The sequence below is a fragment of the Mycobacterium sp. 1245111.1 genome, from assembly GCF_001673405.1.
Taxonomy (GTDB): Bacteria; Actinomycetota; Actinomycetes; order Mycobacteriales; family Mycobacteriaceae; genus Mycobacterium.
In genome coordinates, this window is the sequence record NZ_LZLV01000112.1 from 151,605 (window position 1) to 171,890 (window position 20,286).

General features: G+C 62.5%; 18 protein-coding genes. 10 read left to right on the plus strand and 8 right to left on the minus strand.

Annotation, left to right across the window (positions count from 1 at the left end; translation table 11 throughout):
• Positions 1–6: 6 nt before the first annotated feature.
• The 4 genes from A5658_RS17320 to A5658_RS17335 all read left to right on the plus strand — a co-directional run bounded on the left by A5658_RS17320 (position 7) and on the right by A5658_RS17335 (position 3,949).
• The gene (locus A5658_RS17320) at positions 7–1,077 is read left to right on the plus strand and encodes an NAD(P)-dependent oxidoreductase (RefSeq protein ID WP_067337707.1); all 1,071 of its coding nucleotides are present in this window, start codon (positions 7–9) and stop codon (positions 1,075–1,077) included.
• An 86-nt stretch (positions 1,078–1,163) separates the two neighbouring features.
• On the plus strand, positions 1,164–1,559 hold the full coding sequence (locus A5658_RS17325; protein WP_067337710.1) for a nitroreductase family deazaflavin-dependent oxidoreductase: 396 nt from the start codon (positions 1,164–1,166) through the stop codon (positions 1,557–1,559).
• Positions 1,560–1,778: 219 nt separating this feature from the next.
• Positions 1,779–2,660, plus strand: coding sequence for a mycofactocin-coupled SDR family oxidoreductase (locus A5658_RS17330; protein WP_067337713.1), 882 nt, complete (start codon positions 1,779–1,781; stop codon positions 2,658–2,660).
• Between the two features lie 62 nt (positions 2,661–2,722).
• A complete protein-coding gene (locus tag A5658_RS17335; RefSeq protein WP_067337716.1) occupies positions 2,723–3,949 on the plus strand; it encodes a cytochrome P450 in 1,227 nt (408 codons plus the stop codon).
• Positions 3,950–3,991: 42 nt separating this feature from the next.
• On the opposite strand, the gene A5658_RS17340 is transcribed toward A5658_RS17335, so the two are convergent.
• The 7 genes from A5658_RS17340 to A5658_RS17370 are packed head-to-tail and all read right to left on the minus strand — an operon-like array spanning position 3,992 to position 12,257.
• The gene (locus A5658_RS17340) at positions 3,992–5,845 is read right to left on the minus strand and encodes an NAD(P)/FAD-dependent oxidoreductase (RefSeq protein WP_067337719.1); all 1,854 of its coding nucleotides are present in this window, start codon (positions 5,843–5,845) and stop codon (positions 3,992–3,994) included.
• A complete protein-coding gene (locus A5658_RS17345) occupies positions 5,842–7,164 on the minus strand; it encodes a cytochrome P450 (protein ID WP_067338460.1) in 1,323 nt (440 codons plus the stop codon). The genes A5658_RS17340 and A5658_RS17345 overlap by 4 nt, the downstream gene beginning before the upstream one ends.
• Positions 7,165–7,182: 18 nt before the next feature.
• A complete protein-coding gene (locus A5658_RS17350; RefSeq protein ID WP_067337722.1) occupies positions 7,183–8,808 on the minus strand; it encodes an AMP-binding protein in 1,626 nt (541 codons plus the stop codon).
• The gene (locus tag A5658_RS17355) at positions 8,805–9,173 is read right to left on the minus strand and encodes a nuclear transport factor 2 family protein (protein ID WP_067337725.1); all 369 of its coding nucleotides are present in this window, start codon (positions 9,171–9,173) and stop codon (positions 8,805–8,807) included. Before A5658_RS17355 ends, A5658_RS17350 begins: the two co-directional genes overlap by 4 nt.
• A gap of 48 nt (positions 9,174–9,221) precedes the next feature.
• Complete coding sequence (locus A5658_RS17360) at positions 9,222–10,076, minus strand: enoyl-CoA hydratase/isomerase family protein (RefSeq protein ID WP_156751518.1); 855 nt, start codon at positions 10,074–10,076, stop codon at positions 9,222–9,224.
• A 26-nt stretch (positions 10,077–10,102) separates the two neighbouring features.
• Positions 10,103–11,275 carry an acyl-CoA dehydrogenase family protein gene (locus tag A5658_RS17365; protein ID WP_067338464.1) on the minus strand — a complete coding sequence of 391 codons (1,173 nt, stop codon included), beginning with the start codon at positions 11,273–11,275 and terminating at the stop codon, positions 10,103–10,105.
• Entirely contained in the window at positions 11,259–12,257 is a 999-nt protein-coding gene (locus tag A5658_RS17370) for an acyl-CoA dehydrogenase family protein (RefSeq protein ID WP_067338467.1), read from the minus strand. The genes A5658_RS17365 and A5658_RS17370 overlap by 17 nt, the downstream gene beginning before the upstream one ends.
• Before the next feature lie 221 nt (positions 12,258–12,478).
• Here A5658_RS17370 and A5658_RS17375 point away from each other — a divergent pair, with 221 nt between their 5' ends.
• Together A5658_RS17375 and A5658_RS17380 are read left to right on the plus strand one after the other, a co-directional pair.
• The gene (locus A5658_RS17375; RefSeq protein WP_067338470.1) at positions 12,479–13,687 is read left to right on the plus strand and encodes a MaoC family dehydratase N-terminal domain-containing protein; all 1,209 of its coding nucleotides are present in this window, start codon (positions 12,479–12,481) and stop codon (positions 13,685–13,687) included.
• Between the two features lie 16 nt (positions 13,688–13,703).
• On the plus strand, positions 13,704–15,422 hold the full coding sequence (locus A5658_RS17380) for a class I adenylate-forming enzyme family protein (RefSeq protein WP_067337732.1): 1,719 nt from the start codon (positions 13,704–13,706) through the stop codon (positions 15,420–15,422).
• 44 nt (positions 15,423–15,466) lie between these two features.
• Here A5658_RS17380 and A5658_RS17385 read toward each other — a convergent pair whose 3' ends face one another.
• Entirely contained in the window at positions 15,467–16,156 is a 690-nt protein-coding gene (locus A5658_RS17385; RefSeq protein WP_067337735.1) for a TetR/AcrR family transcriptional regulator, read from the minus strand.
• A gap of 312 nt (positions 16,157–16,468) precedes the next feature.
• Between A5658_RS17385 and A5658_RS17390 the strand changes: the two genes are divergently transcribed.
• The 4 genes from A5658_RS17390 to A5658_RS17405 all read left to right on the plus strand — a co-directional run bounded on the left by A5658_RS17390 (position 16,469) and on the right by A5658_RS17405 (position 20,282).
• The gene (locus tag A5658_RS17390; RefSeq protein ID WP_067338473.1) at positions 16,469–17,755 is read left to right on the plus strand and encodes a cytochrome P450; all 1,287 of its coding nucleotides are present in this window, start codon (positions 16,469–16,471) and stop codon (positions 17,753–17,755) included.
• Entirely contained in the window at positions 17,752–17,946 is a 195-nt protein-coding gene (locus A5658_RS17395) for a ferredoxin (RefSeq protein WP_067337739.1), read from the plus strand. The genes A5658_RS17390 and A5658_RS17395 overlap by 4 nt, the downstream gene beginning before the upstream one ends.
• A gap of 12 nt (positions 17,947–17,958) precedes the next feature.
• Positions 17,959–18,972, plus strand: a complete 1,014-nt coding sequence (locus A5658_RS17400; protein WP_067337742.1) for an oxidoreductase — start codon at positions 17,959–17,961, stop codon at positions 18,970–18,972.
• Between the two features lie 119 nt (positions 18,973–19,091).
• The gene (locus A5658_RS17405; RefSeq protein ID WP_067337744.1) at positions 19,092–20,282 is read left to right on the plus strand and encodes an amidohydrolase family protein; all 1,191 of its coding nucleotides are present in this window, start codon (positions 19,092–19,094) and stop codon (positions 20,280–20,282) included.
• The last annotated feature ends 4 nt before the right edge of the window (positions 20,283–20,286 follow it).

The following is a 20,286-nucleotide window of genomic DNA, read 5'->3' on the forward strand; positions in this document are numbered from 1 at the left end:
ACACCCATGTCGAAAACTGTTCTGGTTACAGGCGGGTTGGGGCTGGTGGGCTCAGAAACCGTGCGGCGGTTGGTCGAACTCGGTCACCGCGTAGTGGCCACAGATCTCGACACGCCAGCCAATCGGAAGGCCGCCGCCAAGATGCCCAGCCGTGTCGAATTCCGGTGGGCCGACCTCACCGATTCTGCGCAAGTGCAGCGTCTACTCGCCGATGTTGCGCCGGACGCAATCGTCCATCTCGCAGCGGTCATCGCACCCGCGATCTACCCGATACCCAAAGTCGCGCGACGGGTCAATGTGGACGCCACCGCAAATCTCGTTCGCCTCGTTGAGGGGCTACCGAAGCAGCCACGATTCGTCCATGCCTCGAGCATCACCGTGATGGGTCCCCGGAATCCGCACCGCACAACGCCTCCGCTGCGCGCGGAGGAACCGATGCGCCCCTACGACGTCTACAGCGGCCAGAAGTCCGAGGCCGAAGAGATTGTGCGGGGATCGACGCTGGAATGGGTGGTCCTGCGACTGGGAGCAGTGCTCAGCCCGGACATGGGAGCACTGCCGGTCACCACTGACGCGATGTACTTCCAAGCAGCACTGCCCAGCGACGGTCGGGTTCAGACCGTGGACGTGCGCGACGTCGCATGGGCATTTGCTGCGGCAACCACCGCCGACGTCGCTCGCGAGATCTTGTTGATAGGCGGCGACAATTCTCACCGGCTGACCTACGCCGAAGTCACCTCGGGCCTAGTGGCGGCTCTGGGCATACCGGGCGCGATCCCTCCGGGCCGGCCCGGTGATCCGAACAGCGACGATGACTGGTTCGTCACTGACTGGATGGACACCACGCGCGCTCAAGAGGCGTTGCAGTTTCAAAATCATTCGTGGCCCGACTTGAAGGCCGAGTTGGCGGAGAAGTACCGGTTGCTGCACTATCCAGGTCGACTCATCGCCCCGATCGTGCGACTCTTCATGGCGCGCCGCTCGCCGTACCGCAACGCACCGGGTCAGTATGCCGACCCGTGGGGTGCAATCCGCGCCAAGTTGGGCGAGCCCGCCTGGGATCGACTTCGACAGTGAGTGCGACGGCAAGCTCTGACCCGCGGGCACATTGGAGGCATCGCAGGTGGATTAAACGACATTGCAAGGGGTGAGGAGAGGACATTATGCGAGTGCCTCGTGCCGTGGCGAAATTCCATCGTCGTGTTACCAATCCTGTGGCTCGCTCACTCACGCCGTGGCTCCCATGCTTGGGGACTCTCGAGCACACTGGCCGCAAGTCAGGGAGGCGATATCGAACGCCGCTCCTGGTTTTCAAGACCCAGAACGGTTACGCCATCCTTGTCGGATACGGGCTCGAATCGGACTGGCTCAAGAATGTACTGGCGGGCGGGCCGACAGTGCTGCACAAGCGGGGCAAGGCTGTCACGCTGGCCGACCCAAAGATCGTCGAAAAGGCCGAGGCGGCAGCGCTTGTCACGCCGGCGCCTCGGCTGCTGTATCGCTTATTCCCTTACAACGAAGCAGCATTGGTGTTGACGAGGCCCACCGATGCAACGTGACGGCCTTCTTCACTGAATCACAAACGCAGTCACCGGACGTGTGATGTCCTACGAAACAGATTCCGGCACAGAGGGTCTCGCTCACTTGCCGACAACCGACGGGAGCGTTGGAGTGATTACCCTCGGCCCGTATGCAGCTGCTTGCTTCGAGGATGCGGGCGGTATACGATTTCGGAACAAATATTTGGCCAGAAGATAGATCAGCGCGAGGAGGTTCGGATGGCGGGTCGTTTGGAGGGAAAAGTCGCTTTCATCACGGGGGCGGCTCGCGGCCAAGGGCGCGCCCACGCTGTCGCGATGGCGAGGGAGGGGGCAGACATCATCGCCGTCGACATCTGCCGCGACATTCCCTCGAACCCATATCCTTTGGCCTCGCCCGACGATTTAGCCGAGACCGAGCGGGCGGTGAAAGAAGTAGGCCGCCGCGTCGTTGCGCGGGTCGGTGACGTGCGGGAGCGTCACGAACTGCGGGAGGCTGTCGAAGCCGGGCTCGTCGAGTTCGGCAAGATCGACATCGTCGTCGCCAACGCCGGAATTCTTCCGATGGCCATGGGCCGCCCACACGATGCCATGTCGTTCGTTGACGCGTCCGATGTTGATCTTCTCGGTGTGATGAACACCGTTGCGGTGACTGTTCCGCATCTGACTGACGGGGCTTCGGTGATCATCACCGGGTCGACCGCGGGCATGATCACCGGCACCACCGACAACCCGGCGATGGGTCCCGGCGGTCGGGGCTACGGCTGGAGCAAGCGGACCCTGATTGGGTACGTCGAAGAGATGTCGATGGCCTTGGCGAGCCGCATGATTCGGGTCAACGCGATCCATCCCACCAATTGCAACACGCACCTTCTGCAGAACGACGGCATGTACAGCATGTTCCGTCCTGACCTTACGCAGCAGGGTAAACAGGCCAGTCGCGAGGACGCCGAACCGCTATTCACAATTTTCCAGGCAATGCCTATTCCGTACATCGAGCCAGACGACATGGCGAACCTAGGCGTCTTCCTCGCCAGTGAAGAGAGCCGTTACATCACTGGGCAGCAAATCCGAGTCGACGCCGGCTCATTGCTCAAGTGGCCCAACGGTCCCGGCGGCTAATCCGGCCGACCAGACGCCTGTGTAGGTGAGCGCGGTTCTGTTCGAGGCGGAAAGGACTAGTCATGGCGAGTAAGTCACCGGAGGAGCACGCCGAAAACCTCGATCTTCGCCACCAAGACTTCAACGACCCGGAATACCTCTATGAGGTCTACGAGGTGATGCGCGCCAACGCGCCTTTCTGTCACCAGGATTCTCCGTTCGTGGGTCCCACGCCGGGTGGCGCGTGGGTTGCTACCGGGTACGACGACTGTTACGAGATCGCGCGTGATTGGCGGAGCTTTTCGAGCAGGCCCGTGACTCCGGACGGCTCACTGATGTGGTTCGGCGACATCGTGATCACCATCGATCCGCCACGCCAGCAACAGCTTCGCAAGATTCTCAACCCGTATTTCTCGCCGGGCCGGATGAAGCAACTGGAGCCGCAGGTGCGTGCGGTCACCGACGACTTGATCGACGACTTTGTCGAATCGGGCCGCGGCGACCTCGCCAACGTGGCCTGGCGGCAGCCCGGGATCGTCTTCTTTCGGTATCTACTGGGCATGCCCGTCGAGGACGTGCCGCTGTACATCGAGACGACGGACGTCGCGATCAATGGTGACAGCGAAGAGATCCGACAAGCGGCGATGAACGATTTGTACCAGCGGGTACGCGGGGAGATTGAAAAGCGCCGTGATGAGCCGTCGCGTGACGACCTCATCAGCGTGTTACTCGACGCCGAGATCGACGGTGACAAGCTGAGATTCGACGACGTGGTCGCGAATGTCATCTTGCTGGTGCAAGCGGGACTCGAAACAACGTCGAGTGCAATGTCATTCGCGTTCTTCTACCTGGGCACCCATGCCTCAGAGCGTGACCGGCTACGCGGCGAACCCGAACTGATGTCCACCGCGATCGAGGAATTTATCCGGTTTGCCGGTTCGATCCACGGACTGAATCGCGCTGTCGTAGAAGAGGTTGAACTCAGCGGCCAGAAGTTCTGCCCCGGGGAGACGGTCGTCGTGAACTACGCGGCCGCCAACCGCGATGCGAGCGAGTTCGACGAGCCGAACAAATGCATCATCGATCGACAGGCAAATCGGCACCTGGGATTCGGAGCGGGCGTCCATCGTTGTCTGGGCTCCAATCTCGCCCGACTCGAGTTTCGGGTGGGCGTCGAACAGATCCTGAAGCGCATACCCGACTACGCCATCCCGCCTGGGGCGAAAGTTGATTTTCACGGGAACTCGGTCACTCGGGGTTATCGCGCGCTGCCTGTCGTCTTCACGCCGGGCACCCGCGTCAACCAGTGAGGCACGACGGGCCAACGCCCCTAGCACGCTTTGGGTGTCCTCCTACAGTGCCGTGATGGCAACACCTGATAGGTCGCCCGCGTCACGCCAATCCTGGAGGAGTTTCTCGAACGCGTAGTAGCCGAGGCCGTACAGCTCGCCGGTGTAGGAGCGTGGTCGCAGTTGACCGGTCCTGTCGGCGACCTCTTGACCGTCGTTGTTGAAATAGCCAGGTGTGCATTCGCGGATGAAGTCGGTGGTGTCGACGGCGACACTGCGGACGTGATCCACATAGGCATCCTGGGCTTCCGACGTGGGCTCGACCGTCGCGGCATTGCGCTTGGTTGCCTGTTCGATGATCCAGGCGATGTGCCGGGCCTGATTGTTGAACGTCTCCGTTGTAGAGGCGTTGAATCCGCCTTGGAAGAAGCCCATGTAGAACGAGTTCGGGAATCCGTGGGTCATCACGCCGTGCAGCGTCCGGAACTCCTGCGCCCAGTTGTCGTAGAGCGACCGGCCGCCACGCCCGGAGATCTTGTCGATACCCCACCTGCGCTGGAGGTCGCTTGTCACCTCGAAGCCGCTGGCGAAGATCAGGCAGTCGATCTCGTACTCGGTGCCTTCGAAGATGAAGCCGCGCTTGGTGATGCGTTCGACGCCCTGTGTCGGGGATACGTCGAAGAGTGTGACGTTGGGCCTGTTGAACGTCGGGTAGTACACGTCGCTCGAGGCCGGGCGCTTGCACATGTGGCGGTACCACGGTTTGAGAATCGCTGCTGTCTTGGGATCCTTCACCGATGCGTCGACGCGCGCTCGCAGCCGCTCCATCACGCGGTAGTCCATGACCTCACGGACCGCGAGGAACTCCTCCGGTGTTTGCGGCCATCCGGTTTGCTCGAACTGTGCGGACAGGTTGCGGTTGATCTCAGTCCAGATGTCACAGATCCGGTCTGGCTCACCGGGCACGAGTCCGTCGATGGCGGCGCGGTGGAAGTTCATCTGGCGTTCCCGTTGCCAGCCCGGTTGCAGGCCGGCGAGCCATTCCGGATCGGTTGGGGTGTTGTGACGCTCGTCGACAGTGGAAGCGGTGCGCTGCAGGACGTACAGCTCTTGTGCGTACTCGCCCAGGAACGGGATCGCCTGGATCGCCGAAGCGCCGGTCCCGACGATCGCGACCCGCTTGTCGCTGAGCTTGTCCAGCACCGGCTTTTCCTGACTGCCGCCGGTGTAGCTGTAATCCCAACGGGCGGTGTGGAACATCGCGCCCGCGAAATCCTCGAGACCCAACACCCGCGGCACCTTCGGCGTGTTGATCGGCCCCATCGCCAGGATGATGAACTTGGCCCGAAGATCGTCACCTCGATCTGTTCCGATGCGCCACCGGTCGATCGACTCGTCCCAACTCAACGCGTTGACGCAGGTGTGGAACAACGCGCCTCGATAGAGATCGAACCGCTTGGCGACACTCTGGCAGTAGTTCCGGATCTCGAGGCCGTCGGCGAATTTCTTCGACGGAACGAAGCCCATCTCTTCCAGCAGCGGCAGATAACAATAGGAGTCGTTGTCGCAGGAAAGACCGGGATAGCGGTTCCAATACCAGACTCCGCCGAAATCGCCTGCCTGCTCGATGATTCGGCAACCTTCGATACCCGCCTTGCGAAGGTGGTAGCCGGCCAGGACCCCAGCCCACCCGCCGCCGAGAATCGCCACGTCCATCTCGTCGTGGAGCGCCGGGCGCGAGGCCCGCGGCATATGAGGGTCGGTGTAGTCGAGCGCGGTGATGGTGTCCGATGCGGCGGCGTACTGCGCCTGCCCTTCGGGCCGGAGCCGACGGTCGCGCTCCCACCGGTAGCGCGCGCGCAGCGTTGGGATGTCCACATCATCCGGATCGGGGACGGTGGTGGGTTCGCACGTCATCGGGTCTGCTCACCTGTCGGTCGCGAAGTAAAGGTCAGTGGAAGGCTTTCCATCGCCAGCAGGGCGGCGTTGGGGAGATATTTGATGTCCTCGATCGGCACCGCAAGCTGCAGGTCGGGAAGCCTCAGCGCGACCTGTCGTGCTGCGACGAGCAATTGCATGCGCGCCAACGCAATTCCCAGGCACAAATGGGTGCCGGCCCCGAAGGTCATGCTCTTTCTGAGGTTGATGCGGCTGGTGTCGAACTGTCGCGGGCACTGGAAGACGGATTCGTCGTCGTTGGCCGAAGCGAACAAGATCAGCAGATGCGCACCTTCGGGAAGGTCGACACCACCGAGGTTCACCGGCGCGGTGGTGACCCGCGACAACGCCCTGACGGGTGGTTCGAGGCGCAAGAGCTCCTCGATGAATTTGGCCATCTTGGAGTCGTCGTAACCGGCTGCGTAGAACTGCTCGCCGATCTCCGGGTTGGTCGCGACCTGGAAGAGAATGTTGGTGAAGGCCGTCGACATCGAGTCGTGGGTGTTGATCAACAACGCACGGGCCGTGGCGACCAGCTCGTCGAAGCTCAGCGGTTCCTCGTCGTCTGATCCGGGGGCGGTGATGATATCGGAGAGCATGTCGTCTCCCGGTTCCTCGACGCGTCGGCGAACCAGATCGATGAGATAGCGCTGCATCTCGGCGAGTTCGCGCGCCGCGGCGAGCATTTCTTCACGAGTGTTCTGCAAGCTGAACTGGGAAAGGTAGGCACTGCCCCAACGCTTAATCGTGCCCTTGTCGAGATCGTCGACCTGCAATTGCTGCTGGCTGAACGCGATCGCCATCGGCAGCGCGAGATCGTGCAACCCGTCAACGCGTCCACGGTCGACGAAACCGTCGATCAAGTCGTTGACGAGAGTTTCGAATTGCGGCTGAAGGGAATTCATCCGCTTCTTGCTGAACGCCTGGGACAACAGCCGGCGCACCCGGGTGTGCTTTGGGGGATCGATGTTGGCGACATCGGGAAAGAAGCCCCCGCCCTCGCGCTCAAGCACTTCTTTGATCGCGTCGAGGTGGCCGCTCGCCATCTGCTTGTAGTAGCCGAGCTCCTGAGAGAACACCACCGGGTCACGAAGCACCGTCATCAGGTCTTCGTGGCGTGACACCAAATACATTCCCAGGTCCTCTTCAAAGTGAACCGGGTCGCAGTTACGCAGCGCGCGATAGTAGTCGAACGGCTTCTCCTGGACGGCCGGGTCGATGAAGGACACCTTCTCCAAGAGATCCGAATGTCCGCCGTTGGCAGGGCAGTTCGCGCCTTCGGAATGTTCAGTCGTCACGGGCATGCCTACTTTCGATCACTTGTTGGCAGTCGCGCTCGCCGATACGCGAGCCGTCTGGTTCTGGCTGTCCCAGGTGTGCGGTCCGATTCCGCGTTGCCTAAGATCGGCCTTGATCACACGCAACGTTGCTTGGGTCTTGGGCAGTTCGTCGATGAACTCGATGTAGCGAGGCACCATGAAACGGGTCATCCGGCTCGCGAGGTCCGCTGCCAACTCGGGCGCGGTGATCGAAGAACCCTTGCGGCGCACCGCAAACAGGAGAACCTCGTCTTCCACCGAGTCGGCAGGAACCGCGACCGCGGCGCACTCGACGATTTCCGGATTCTGCAGCGCGTCGGCTTCGACTTCGAATGACGAGATGTTCTCTCCCCGTCGCCGGATCACGTCTTTGAGCCGGTCGACAAATGTGTACTCACCGTCGGCGTGACGGACGAGCGCGTCCCCGGTGTGGAACCAGCCGTTACGCCACGCGGACGCGGTTGCGCTGTCGTTGTTCAGGTATCCGGCGTTCAGCACCCACGGCTCTCGCGCCCTGATCGCGCATTCTCCAGGAGTGCCGTCCGGAACTTCGTAATCGTTGGCGTCCACCAGCCGGACCTCGAAACCCGGATAGCCCTGGCGGAGCTGGCCCACGGTGTGCTCGTCGGCGGGGTTCCACCCCGACCGGATCGCCACGCCTCCCTCGGTGCTGTTGTACACGGTGCAGATGCGTACACCGAATCGTTCGCCGAACTGTCGATAGCTGGCGCCGAGCGGAGCCATGAACAAGTTGGTCAGCGTTGTGGCGCCCTTCGGGCTACTTGGGTCGCGCAACAACACGTCGGCCATTGACCCGACCAACATGCCTGTCGTGACGCCGAACTCGTCGATGTCGCTCCAAAAGCTGCTCAACGCGAAGCGTGATCGCATGACGACTTGACCACCGATCATCGCCGCGTTGTACGGGATCGACTTGGAGCCGAAGTGAGCATGTGACGTCGTGCAGTAGAAGACATCGTCGGACGTGAGGTCGTCCAACGGAAAGGTTCCGGAATTGATTGAGTGGAGCTGGCCCCATGGCAGGCGCACGGCCTTGGAGGGCCCGGTGGTTCCCGACGTGTAGGTGATACAGGCAATGTCGTGGAACTGCGGCTCGGTCATCACGCGCTTCGCCGCCGTGATGTCCACGTCGATGTCTTCCGGCCGGGTCGGGACAGGGAGCGAGGTTGCCGGGATGGATGCGACGTCACGCTCATTGATGACGAGAACCTGTGTCACAGTGCGCAATTCAGCGGCGACCGAGTCCACGACGCCGAGGTGGCGTGCGGCGACGACGAGCAGCGCCGGTGCGCAGTTGTTGATGGCGTAGGCGAGCATACGGCCACGGAATTCGGGATTGGTGGCCGCGTCGACCGCGCCGATGCTCGTCAGCCCTAGCCACACAGCCACCGAGTCCAGGCCGGCGTCGAGGACGGTGACCACGACATCACCGCGGCCGACGCCCAATGCGAGGAAACGAGCCGACCACAGCGTCATCGACTCCTGTAGTTCGGCCCACGTTGCCGCGTCGCCGTCGACGGTCCGGATGAAGTGCCGATCCGGATCGGTCGCGGACATCCGATTGACGATGGCCGGCAACGTTTCCTGGGACGGCAAGGTCATGCGTACTTCCAGAAAGCACGCATCATCGAGATCTTGCCGGCGTCGTTGAAGGTGAAGTGGTCGATCAGTGGGCCGACATGCTGCAAGGCACCGTTGCGGGTGACGACGCCCTGCAATATGGCGATCGCCTCGTTGCCACAGATGACGATGTCGCGCTCGAGCCACAATTTCATCGGCGACAGATCAGATACCATGCCCCAGAACGTGGTTCGCAGGCTCTCGATTCCGGTGTAGGTGTCGACTCCGACCGGGTCTTCCAGAACGGTGTCATCGGCCCACAACGCCAGCCAGCCCTCTTTGTCGTGATTGCTCAGCGTTTCACAGTGACTGTTGATCGCTGCGACGATCGCGTCAGCATCGGGCATTGGTGTTACCTCTCTCGACATTCATTCGTTGCGCACAACATGGCCACGTCAGACTTTGCTCACCTCGTCGTCCCAGCCCGAGTCACGCTCCTGCACAGCAGCTTTGACACCTTTCTCGTGGATGACACGGAGGTGGTGTTCCTTGGCGAGAGCCGCTTGCGCGTCGGGCACATAAGGGTCTCGGCCCACGTCCACCATCGCCGAGAGCCCAGCCGCCTCGTAGAGGCGGTGTGTACCGCGCTTGTTGGCGATCAGGTCGCCGGTCTCCATTCGCGCGATCTGCTCGGCGAAACGCATCGCGACGGCTTCTTCTTCGCCCAGCGGGACGACGCGGTTCACATAGAACAGGTCGCGCGCGGTGTGCGCGTCCAGCCATCCCCCTGTCATCCACAACTGCTTCATCACGCGGATGGGGAAGTGGAACGGCATCAGCGCGTATGGCCCGTAGGGAGCACCGACCCCCACCCGAGACTCTTCCCAGCTGAAGCGGGTGTTCTCGGCCGCGATGACCACGTCGGCGGCGAGTAGGAACGTGTTCGCGTGGGGTCCGACGAAGCCTTTGGCCGCGACCACGAGACCTTTGGTGAATCGCCACGGAGGCAACAGGTCTCCGGTGTGGACCCAGTACTTGTCCTCGATTGTCGCGGGTTCCTGTCCGCCGACGGTCTCGCTGGCTACTTGCTGGATGTCGTGCCCCGACGAAAAGTTGGGACCCTCTGCGGAAAGCACCACGCATTTGACGCTGTCGATGCGGTTGCAGTCGGCGAGGACAGAGTAGAACTCCTTCTCCATGCCGCTGTTGATGGCATTCATTTTCGCCGGCCGGTTCAGGCGGACCGTGACGATACCACCGAGCCTACGCACCACCAGGAATTCCATTCCTGGCCAATCAGACTCAGCCACAGCGCTTCTCCTGTCCTACGACGTAATCAGCCACGGGGAAGACCGAGGACGTGTTGAGCGATGATGTTGCGCTGGATCTCCGACGTTCCGCCCGCGATCGTGGCTGCCACACCCCGGGTGTAGCGCTCGAAGCCGCTGGCGAAATATTCGTCGTTGTTCATGTGCTGATACCGACCGGTGACGGGATGCTGCAGACCGTGGATTCCGGACGTCGACAGCACGAGATCAGCGGCGCGACACTCGGCTTCGGAACCCAGGAGTTTGAGTAACGAGACCGACGCGGTGTCGGCTTCACCGCGCGCTGCCCGGCCCAACGCGGCTGAACCCAGTGCGCGTAGCGCGTGGTAGTCGATGATCATCGACGCGTACTGGTCCTGTGCGACCGGCGACTGTGGCCGGCAGTCGGCGACCAGGTTGTCGAGCCGGTCGGCGAACATCAGCCACATCATGGTCCGCTCGTGGCCGAGTGAACCGTTGGCCACTCGCCAACCCTGATTCAGCTCGCCGACCAGGTTCTCGGCGGGGACGCGGACGTCGGTGAAGAACACTTCGTTGAAATCGAGATTGTCCGCGCTGGCGATGTCGCCGAAAGGTCGGCAGACTAGGCCGTCGCTATCTGTCGGGATCACCAATGCTGAAATGCCCTTGTGCTTGGGCGCATCGGGATCGGTTCGCACGAAGGCCAGCAGGAAGTCGGCGTCGTGGGCTCCCGACGTCCACACCTTCTGGCCGGTGACGATGAAATCGTCTCCGTCGCGGACAGCGCGTGTCCGCAGAGAGGCAAGGTCGGAACCGGCATTGGGCTCGCTCATGCCCAGCGAGGCTGTCTTCTCACCGCGTAGCACCGGTATGGCCCACCGCTGCTTCTGTTCGGAGGTGCCGAACGAGATCAACGACGTCGCAATGATGTTGACGCCTTGAGGGTTGAAGCTGTGGAAGATCCTGCGCCGACACAATTCGTCGAGATGGACGAATTGCTGGAGGACCGTGGCGTTGCGCCCCCCGAACTCCGGTGGTTGGGCGGGCAGCAGCCACCCTTGGTCGAACAGCAGGCGCTGCCAGTCCCTGGCCCACTGCGGCATGTGCGACACCGAGCGCGGTCGCTCGCGTGTGACGGCCTCCGATGGCGTGTGTTCGTCGAGGAACGCCGCGAACTCGGCACGGAAGGCTTCGACGTCGTCGTCAAAAGTCAGCTGCACCATACTCCTTCGCGACGAATGCGCGGTGCTCTTCAGCGCCGCCCAGCAACACCTCACCTGCCCGGGCACGCTTGACCGCGAACTGCAGGTCGTTCTCCCACGTCAGTCCCATCGCACCGAAGCACTGCATCCCGCTTCGTACGACCCGCGACTGGGCCTCGCCTGCAGCGGCTTTCGCCATCCGCGCCAGGAGGCGGCGGCGCGGGTCGTCCTCGGCGATGGTGAGCGCCGCGAAGTAAGCCAGCGCGCGGGCGCGCTCGATCGCCACGTACATGTCCACGGCCTTGTGCTGGAGGGCCTGAAATGACCCGATCACGACCCCGAACTGCTGGCGCTGCTTGAGGTGATCCAAGGTCAGATCGAGAATGCGTTGACACGCACCGACAGTCGTGATCGCGGCACCGGTGAGCGCGATTTGCAGCGCCCGTTCACCGTCGGCGGTGACTCGGTCCTGCTCGCCGACCGGGACGGAATCAAACCAGAGGTCGGCGACATGGAGGACAGGATCGAATGTCGAGACCCGGCGGGCGAGTACCGCGCTTCGGTCGACGATGAACACCCCCGATGCAGTGGCGACTGCGAGGCGATCTGCGCGATCACCGTCGAGGACGAATCGGGCCACACCGTCAAGGAGCCAGCCGTCGCGTTGACTGCGGGTGGTGACCCCGTCCCAAACCGCCGTGCCTGCCTGGGACGGGTCGTAGTGATCGCCAGCCAGGGGCGCGAACTGGGTGAGTGAAGCAAGAAACGGTGTCGGATCGGACGCGCGTCCCAATTCCTCGAGGACGAGGATCAGTTCGATCACGTTGTCTGCGTCGGCCAGCTCCGTCCAGCCCTGATTGCGGTACCACTGCCACAGGTCGTCGGGGGTCGAACGCCCTTCGGCGATCTGGCGCACCAAGGAAGGTGGACACTGCTTGTCCACCGCTTCCCGGACCGTGTCACGCCAAAAGCGCTGGTCGTCGTCGAGCTCAAGAAGCACGCTCGCTCCGTCTCCGTTGAAGGTCTGACGCGAGAATAGTGTTCTCCAGAAGTGAAAGTCAACGTAGGCCATGGTTGACAATCGCCGTGAGCGGATAGCAGCATTCATCGTTAGCGGACGTCGTCATGGGCGGTATTCGCTGACGGATATCACCTCGCTGCACGAACCGGCGGCCCCGCCGGTCATCGCGGCCACCGCTACCACCGAACAGGAGAGGCATGATGGCAAGGCAGCCGAGTTCGGCAGCGGACCAAGGGTCGCGTGTCGAGTTGGATGTGTCCGACGTCGACCATCGGGTCGGAAAGCCCATTGGTGGCGGACAGCTGTGGGATCCGTGCAGCTCGTCGGACATTCGTCGCTGGGTCATGGCGATGGACTATCCGAACCCCTTGCACTGGGATGAGCGATTTGCTCGCGAGTCGGCCTTCGGCGGCCTCATCGCGCCGCAGTCCATTGCGGTCGCACTCGACTACGGGCACGGTGCGGCACCTGCCTGCGTCGGTCACATCCCGAAGAGTCACTTGATCTTCGGTGGCGAGGAGTGGTGGTTCTACGGCTGCCCCGTGCGCCCGGGTGACCAGCTCTTCCAGCAGCGTCGCTTCCACGACTACAAAGTGGTCGAGACGAAATTCGCTGGACCGACGATGTTTTCGCGAGGCGACACCGTCCACAAGAACCAGCACGGTGTGTTGGTGGCCCGTGAACGTTCCACTGCTATTCGCTACCTCTACGAAGAGGCGACCAAGCGCGGGATGTTCGAAAGCCAGCTAGGCGAGATCAAGCGCTGGACGCAGTTGGAACTCGAGGAGGTCGACCGGATCCGCCGGGACTGGCTGGAATCCAATCGGGCCGGCATTTCCCCACATTTCGACGAGGTCAAGGTGGGGGATACGTTGCCGCGGCGGGTCATCGGGCCGCACAGCATCGCCACTTTCACCACCGAGTATCGGGCATTCGTCTTCAACACCTGGGGCTCGTTCTACTGGGTCACACCAGAAGGTGTCGACGACCCGTGGGTGTATCAGGATCCGGGCTTCGGGAAAGACTTCGCGTTCGACGAGGAAGACGCGTTTATCGATCCGCGCAAGCGTGACGGCCTTTACCTCGGTCCGTCACGAGGCCACATCGATGCCGATCGCGCGAGCGAAGTTGGTATGGCCCGCGCGTACGGTTACGGCGCGACGATGGGCGCGTGGTGTACCGACTATCTCGCCTACTGGGCGGGCCACAACGGAATGGTGCGGCACAGCAAAGCCGACTTCCGCGGCCCCGCGTTCGAAGGCGACGTGACGTACTTCGAGGGTGAGGTCATCGAGAAGCAGTCAGAGTCGGCGTGGGGTATGCCTCTCGTCCAGGTGAGGGTGCACCTGAAGAACCAGAACGGTGAAGAGCTCGTCAAATGCACGGCCGAGATCGAATTGCCGTTTTGAGCGACCCAGACCCTCGATGACGACCAACATCGCACCAGCTCCGTCGATCTCGGCAGGTCCGCCGCTGAGCGAGGAGCCCGGGCTCGGCGCGCTGACTCTGCCCGGTTTCCTGCGTGATGTCACATCGATGTACGGGGAGCGCGAAGCTCTGGTGTTCCACTCGGCGGACGGGGACACGCGCTGGACGTATGACGACCTGTGGGAGCAGGCTCTGCAGGTGGCGGCCGCCCTGCGAGCGAGTGGTGTCGGCAAAGACACCCGGGTGGGCCTGCTGATGACCAACCGTCCCGAGTGGGTGGCTGCGTTCTTTGGCATCTCAATGGCCGGCGGTGTTGCTGTGGCTTTGAGCACCTTTTCCACACCGGACGAGCTCGAGTATCTGCTCACCGCATCGAACGTTGCGTTGTTGCTCTTCGAACGTCAGGTGCTGAAGACGGACTTCCTCGCGGTGCTGACCGACCTCGTGCCGGAGCTGGCTGAAAAACACTCTGCGCCACTGCAATCGGAGAAATTCCCGTTCCTGCGCGATCTCGTGCTGGTCGGTCAGCAGGGTCCCGGCGCCGACGACTGGGCCACCTTCCTGACTCGCGGCGCCGGGCAACCGCGCGAACTGATCATGGCAACGGCTACTGCGGCGAAGCCGAGTGACGCAGGCGCGCTGTTCTTTTCGTCGGGTTCGACCAGCAAGCCCAAAGGCATCCTCAACGCGCATCGCGGCATGACCATCCAGATGTGGCGTTTCCGGAGGGTATGCGGCTTCGAACCGGGAGACAACATTCGCTGCTGGTCAGCCAACGGGTACTTCTGGTCGGGCAACTTCGTCATGTCACTGGGGGCGACGCTGGCGACAGGCGGATGTCTGGTGTTGCAGCCGACTTTCGCCGCGGTCGAAGCGCTGGAGTTGATGGCCGCGGAGCGGGTGAACTATCCGTTCGCATGGCCGCACCAGTGGGCTCAGATCGAGGCCGCGCCCAACTGGCACTCCGTTGATCTGAGCAGCATGCGATTCGCCGACGTCAAGACCCCGATCGCACGTCACCCGACGGTCACCCATGAGTGGCATCTGCCGGATCATGCTTACGGCAACACTGAAACATTCACAATCTCAACGATTTTCGAGCTCAACACACCGCCGGAGCAACACGCCGACAGTTGGGGGGTGGCCCTGCCCGGTGTAACGCTCAAGATCGTCGATCCCTTGACCGGCGAGGTAGTCCCACGAGGCATGAGCGGCGAGATCTGCGTCAAGGGACCCACCCTCATGCTCGGCTATATCGGGATTCCACTGGATGAGACGCTCGACGCCGAAGGCTTCTTCCACACCGGTGACGGCGGGTACCTCGATGAGATCGGCCGGTTGTTCTGGACGGGTCGGCTCACCGAGATCATCAAGACGGGCGGGGCTAACGTCTCACCGCTGGAAGTCGATGAGGTCTTGGCACGGCATCCGGCCGTCAAGGTGGCGAAGACCGTCGGTGTCCCGCACGAGACGCTCGGAGAGGTCGTCGTGGCCTGCGTTGTCGCGCGTGCTGATTCGACGATTGAGGGCGAGGAGATCCGGTCGTTCCTTCGCGAACGCCTGGCCAGTTACAAGGTTCCGCGCCACGTGCTGTTGTTTCACGATGACGACATCTCGCTGACCGGTAGCGACAAGATCCGGGTCGGCGAGCTGCGGGAACTCGCCGCCGCTCGTCTGGAGTCGGCGCAGCGGGCGACCGAGCCGGCCAAGGCCTGATTCCTGGCGTGGCCGCAGGTACCTCGAGCCGGCCGGCCAAGCGCTCACCCCGAGCCGGCGACCGCCTGCTTGCACCACGACCAGACGACGTCCTCGGTCAACTCGGTCTCCTGGATGCCTCCGTGCAGTGCGTTGTACTGCCCAAGCGACGTCATCGTCGAACCCAGCAGTGACGTCAACTGTTTGACGCTGAGGTCCTGGCGGATCAAGCCCGCCTGCGAACACTCGGTCAGGATCTGGGTTAGCAGCTGACGATGAGGTTCCCACACTTTGGCGAACGCCTCTGGGTTCTCCAACTCCAGGCTGAGGTTGTAGATCAGCACCAGCCGACCGCCCACCTCTTGCGATGCTCCAGGCCGCGAGAGAACGGCACGGCACCACGCCTCGAGTTGTGCCATCGGACCGTCGGCGGCCTCCATCTGCACTCGTATTGCCTCGGTGAAGTCCGCGGTCACGTCTTCGTATAACGCCAGCAGAAGGTCGTCCTTGCCAGCGAAATGTTGATAGAAGGTGCGAACACTCAGGTTGGCTCGATCGGCCAGATCTTGCAGTGTGAAGTTGGCTTGGCCCGACTCCTGGACCAACTCCAAGGCAGTCGCCATGAACTGCGTACTGCGTTCCACCGCCAAGGCTCGCGCCTCGCCCAGCCGGCGCTCGATAGCCCGTTCCTGCCAGCTCTTGGCGGTCTCTCCGGCCGTCGTGCCAGCGGTCGTGGGGGAGTCGCCTGAACTCACGATTGTCCCCCTGCCCGGAAGAACCTCATGGTGACACCCTATTGGCACCTACCCGCGGATTCGGTGACGGCTGGCGCCCGAGTACATCGGCGCCGCCGCATCGGACCACGGCAGGCAACGAGAAGCTTACTCTCATCGGCGAACATTGGCGTTTCCTTGCAAAGAAATCCGGGATGCACGGCACGCGGTATTGGTCGTTATCTCAAAATGATAAGGTCGGTTGGTTCGCGGCACGCCCCCGGAGTGTGCCCACGACCGCTGTGCCGATCAGACAAGGCGGTCTCGGCTTCGAGGTGCCGGATGGAGGAACCGATGGCTGAAGACCTCACCGCGGTCAACTTCTTTCGAGACAAGCGGGTTACCGACAACCCCTACCCGTTCTTCGAAGCACTGCGTAACCGCTCGCCGGTGACTCCGGAAAATCATCACGGCGTGGTGATGGTGACCGGATGGCAGGAAGCTGTTGACGTCTACAACGACGCCGACACGTTCTCATCCTGCGTCTCGGTGAGCGGCCCCTTCCCCGGCTTTCCGGTGCCACTGGAGGGCGACGACGTCACTGAGACGATCGAAAAGCACCGCGACGAACTGCCTTTCAGCGACCAACTGCCAACGTTGGATCCACCGACGCACACCAACCACCGTGCCTTGCTGATGCGGCTGATCACCCCCAAGAGGCTCAAAGAGAACGAAGACGCCATGTGGGCGCTCGCCGACGAGCTCCTCGACGGCTTCCTCGTCGGTGGCCAAGGCGAGTTCATCGGGGGATTCGCCGGCCCGTTCACGCTGCGAGTGATCGCCGACCTCCTCGGAGTCCCGCACGAAGACCGGCCCGAATTGATCGAGCGCCTCGCCCGCGGCACTCACGGTGGAGCCCTCGGCAACGCCGACAAGACGCTGAACCAGACGCCGCTGGAATACCTGTACGACATTTTCGCGACCTACGTCCAGGACCGACGGGACGAGCCGCGCGACGACGTACTGACCGGCTTGGCCACGGCATTGTTTCCGGACGGAACCACGCCGGACGTCGCCGACGTGGTTCGGGTGGCGACCAATGTCTTCTCCGCCGGTCAGGAGACCACGGTTCGGCTTCTGAGCAGCGCGCTGCAGATCATCGGGGAGCGCCCCGACATCCAGCGCAGCCTGCGCGACGACCGCAGTAAGTTGCCAAACTTCATCGAGGAATGCCTGCGTATCGAAAGCCCTGTGAAGGGCGACTTCCGGTTGTCGCGTCGGCCGACGACGATCGGCGACAAGACAATTGGCGCTGGCACCACGGTGATGGTTCTCAATGCGGCGGCGAACCGAGACCCCCGCCGGTTCGACGACCCGGGCACTTTCGACCTAGATCGAAAGAACGCCCGCCAGCACCTGGCGTTCGGTCGCGGCATACACAGTTGTGCAGGCGCACCGCTGGCGCGTGCCGAGACCCGCGTCGGTATCGAACGGTTGCTCGACCGCACCACCGACATCCGAATCAGCGAAGCTCACCACGGGCCACCCAGTGACCGTCGATACCGCTACATCCCGACCTACGTCCTGCGTGGACTCATCGAGCTGCACCTGGAATTCGACGTGAACGGCGAGGGATCGTGAAGGTATCCGTCGACGAGGACCGCTGCCGTGGCCACGGGATGTGCCTGACACTCTGCCCCGATCTCTTCGAGCTCTCCGACGACGGCTACGCCGTCGCAACCTCGGCCGAAGTGCCCGCGCATCTAGAGAGCACGGCCACCGACGCCGTGGCGAACTGCCCCGAACGAGCAATCGTCATCACTGACCACTGAGAAGGAGACGTAGTGTCCACGGGCCACAACAGCAAGTTCCAGGCGCTCATCGCGCGAAAACAAGAGGATCGCATCGAGACGCAGGTCGAGACACTCGACACCTCCGAGCTGCCGCCTGGAGAAGTGCTCGTCAAGGTGCACTACTCGAGCGTCAACTACAAGGATGCCTTAGCGGTCACGCCGAAAGGCGCTGTGGTACGCGAATATCCGATCGTGCCCGGTATCGACCTGACCGGCGAGGTGGTGGAATCAGACTCCGACGACTTCGCCGTGGGCGAGCTGGTGCTGGCGCACGGTTATGACATCGGCACCGCCAGGCACGGCGGTTACGCCGAATACGCTCGCATTCCAGCGGATTGGGTGGTCAAACTGGGATCGCTCAGCCCGCACGAAGGTGCTGCGATCGGAACCGCCGGATTCACCGCCGCGATGAGCGTGGCTGCCCTCCAGCGACACGGAATCACACCCGACGACGGGCCGATCGTGGTGACGGGTGCAACCGGCGGCGTTGGCTCGGTCAGCATCGACCTGCTCAGCGCGGCGGGCTTTCACGTCGTCGCATCGACCGGCAAGCCCGAGGCCGCCGACCGCCTCAAGGCCCTGGGTGCGGCCGAGGTCATCGGCCGCCTGCCCGAAGACCCCGACGCCAAGCCGCGTCCCCTCGGCAAGACGCGATGGGCCGGAGCGGTCGACTGCGTCGGAGGCGCTACGCTCGCCGACGTTCTCAGCACTGTGCGTTACGGCGGTGCGGTCGCGGCGAGCGGGCTGACCGGAGGCGCCGGCCTTCAGACGACGGTCATGCCGTTCATATTGCGCGGCGTGGCACTACTCGGCATCGACTCAGTGCAATGGCCCATCGCTGCCCGCCGCGAATTGTGGGCTGCGCTAGGCGGTTCGAGCAAGCCGCGGCATCTTTCGGACGTCGTCCACGATGTCGCCGTCAAGGATGTGACCGAAGTGCTCGACCAGGTCCGCGCCGGAAAATTCCTCGGCCGCGCAGTGGTTCGTGTCAAGGGCGGCTTCTAATTAACGAAACCCGCTGCGGCGCGGGCGATATACCCAAACACCAGATATCCGGACTCAATATTTTCGGTTACCAACTGTAGGACCGAGACGACGTTTCTCGGTAGAGAAAGGAACGCATCATGGGCCAGCTTTCCCACCGGGTTGACGTCCCGTTCCCACTGTTCGACGCCGACAACCACCTGTACGAGCCCGAAGAAGCACTCACCAAATTCCTGCCGAAGGAATACAAGGACGTCGTCCAGTACGTCCAGGTCAATGGTCGGACCAAAATCGCCTTGCGCGGCCAGATCAGCAACTACATCCCCAACCCGACCTTCTCCGTCGTCGCCAAACCTGGTGCGTGGGAAGAGTATTTCAAATTCGGCAACCCCGACGGCAAGAGCCGCCGTGAGCTGTTCGGCGAACCGATGAAATCAATCCCGGCGTTTTTCGAGCCCGCCCCGCGGCTCGAGCTGATGAATGAGCTAGGCATAGAGCGATCATTGATGTTTCCGACGCTTGCCAGCCTCATCGAAGAACGACTACGCGACGATCCGCTGACAATCCATGTTCTGATCCATGCTCTGAACGAGTGGCTCGACGAAGTGTGGGGATTCAATTACCAGAACCGGATTTTCACCACGCCTGTCATCACACTCCCTATCGTCGAGAAGGCCATCGAAGAACTCGACTGGGCGGTAAGCCGCGGTGCGCGTGCAATTTTGATCCGCCCGGCTCCAGTGCCGGGATTCCGCGGGCCGCGGTCGTTTGCGGTTCCTGAATTCGACCCCTTCTGGCAGCGCTGCGTCGAGCACGACATCCTTGTCACGATGCACTCGAGCGACAGCGGATACGCCCGCTACACGTCCGAGTGGGACGGTGCCGATCAAGAAATGCTGCCGTTCCAAACAAACGCGATGGTGATCCTCAACGAATGGCGGCCTATTCAAGACGCGGTGGCTTCGTGGGTGATTCACGGCGCGCTGTTCCGGTTCCCCGCACTCAAGGTGGCCGTGATCGAGGCGGGATCCAAGTGGCTGTACCCGCTGCTGGACAGCATGGCCGAGGTATACCGCAAAGCACCTGAGGCCTTCCTGGGTGACCCGATCCAGGAGATCACCAACCGCATCCACATCAGTCCTTTCTTCGAAGACAGCATCGATGATTTGATCGATGTCGTCGGAGTCGACCGCATCCTGTACGGCTCGGACTACCCGCATCCGGAAGGGCTGGCAGAGCCGACCCACTACGTCACAGCTCTCGACCACCTACCTCAGGACGATCAGGCAAAGATCATGGGCGGCAATCTATCTCGACTCGTCACTGTTTGATCGC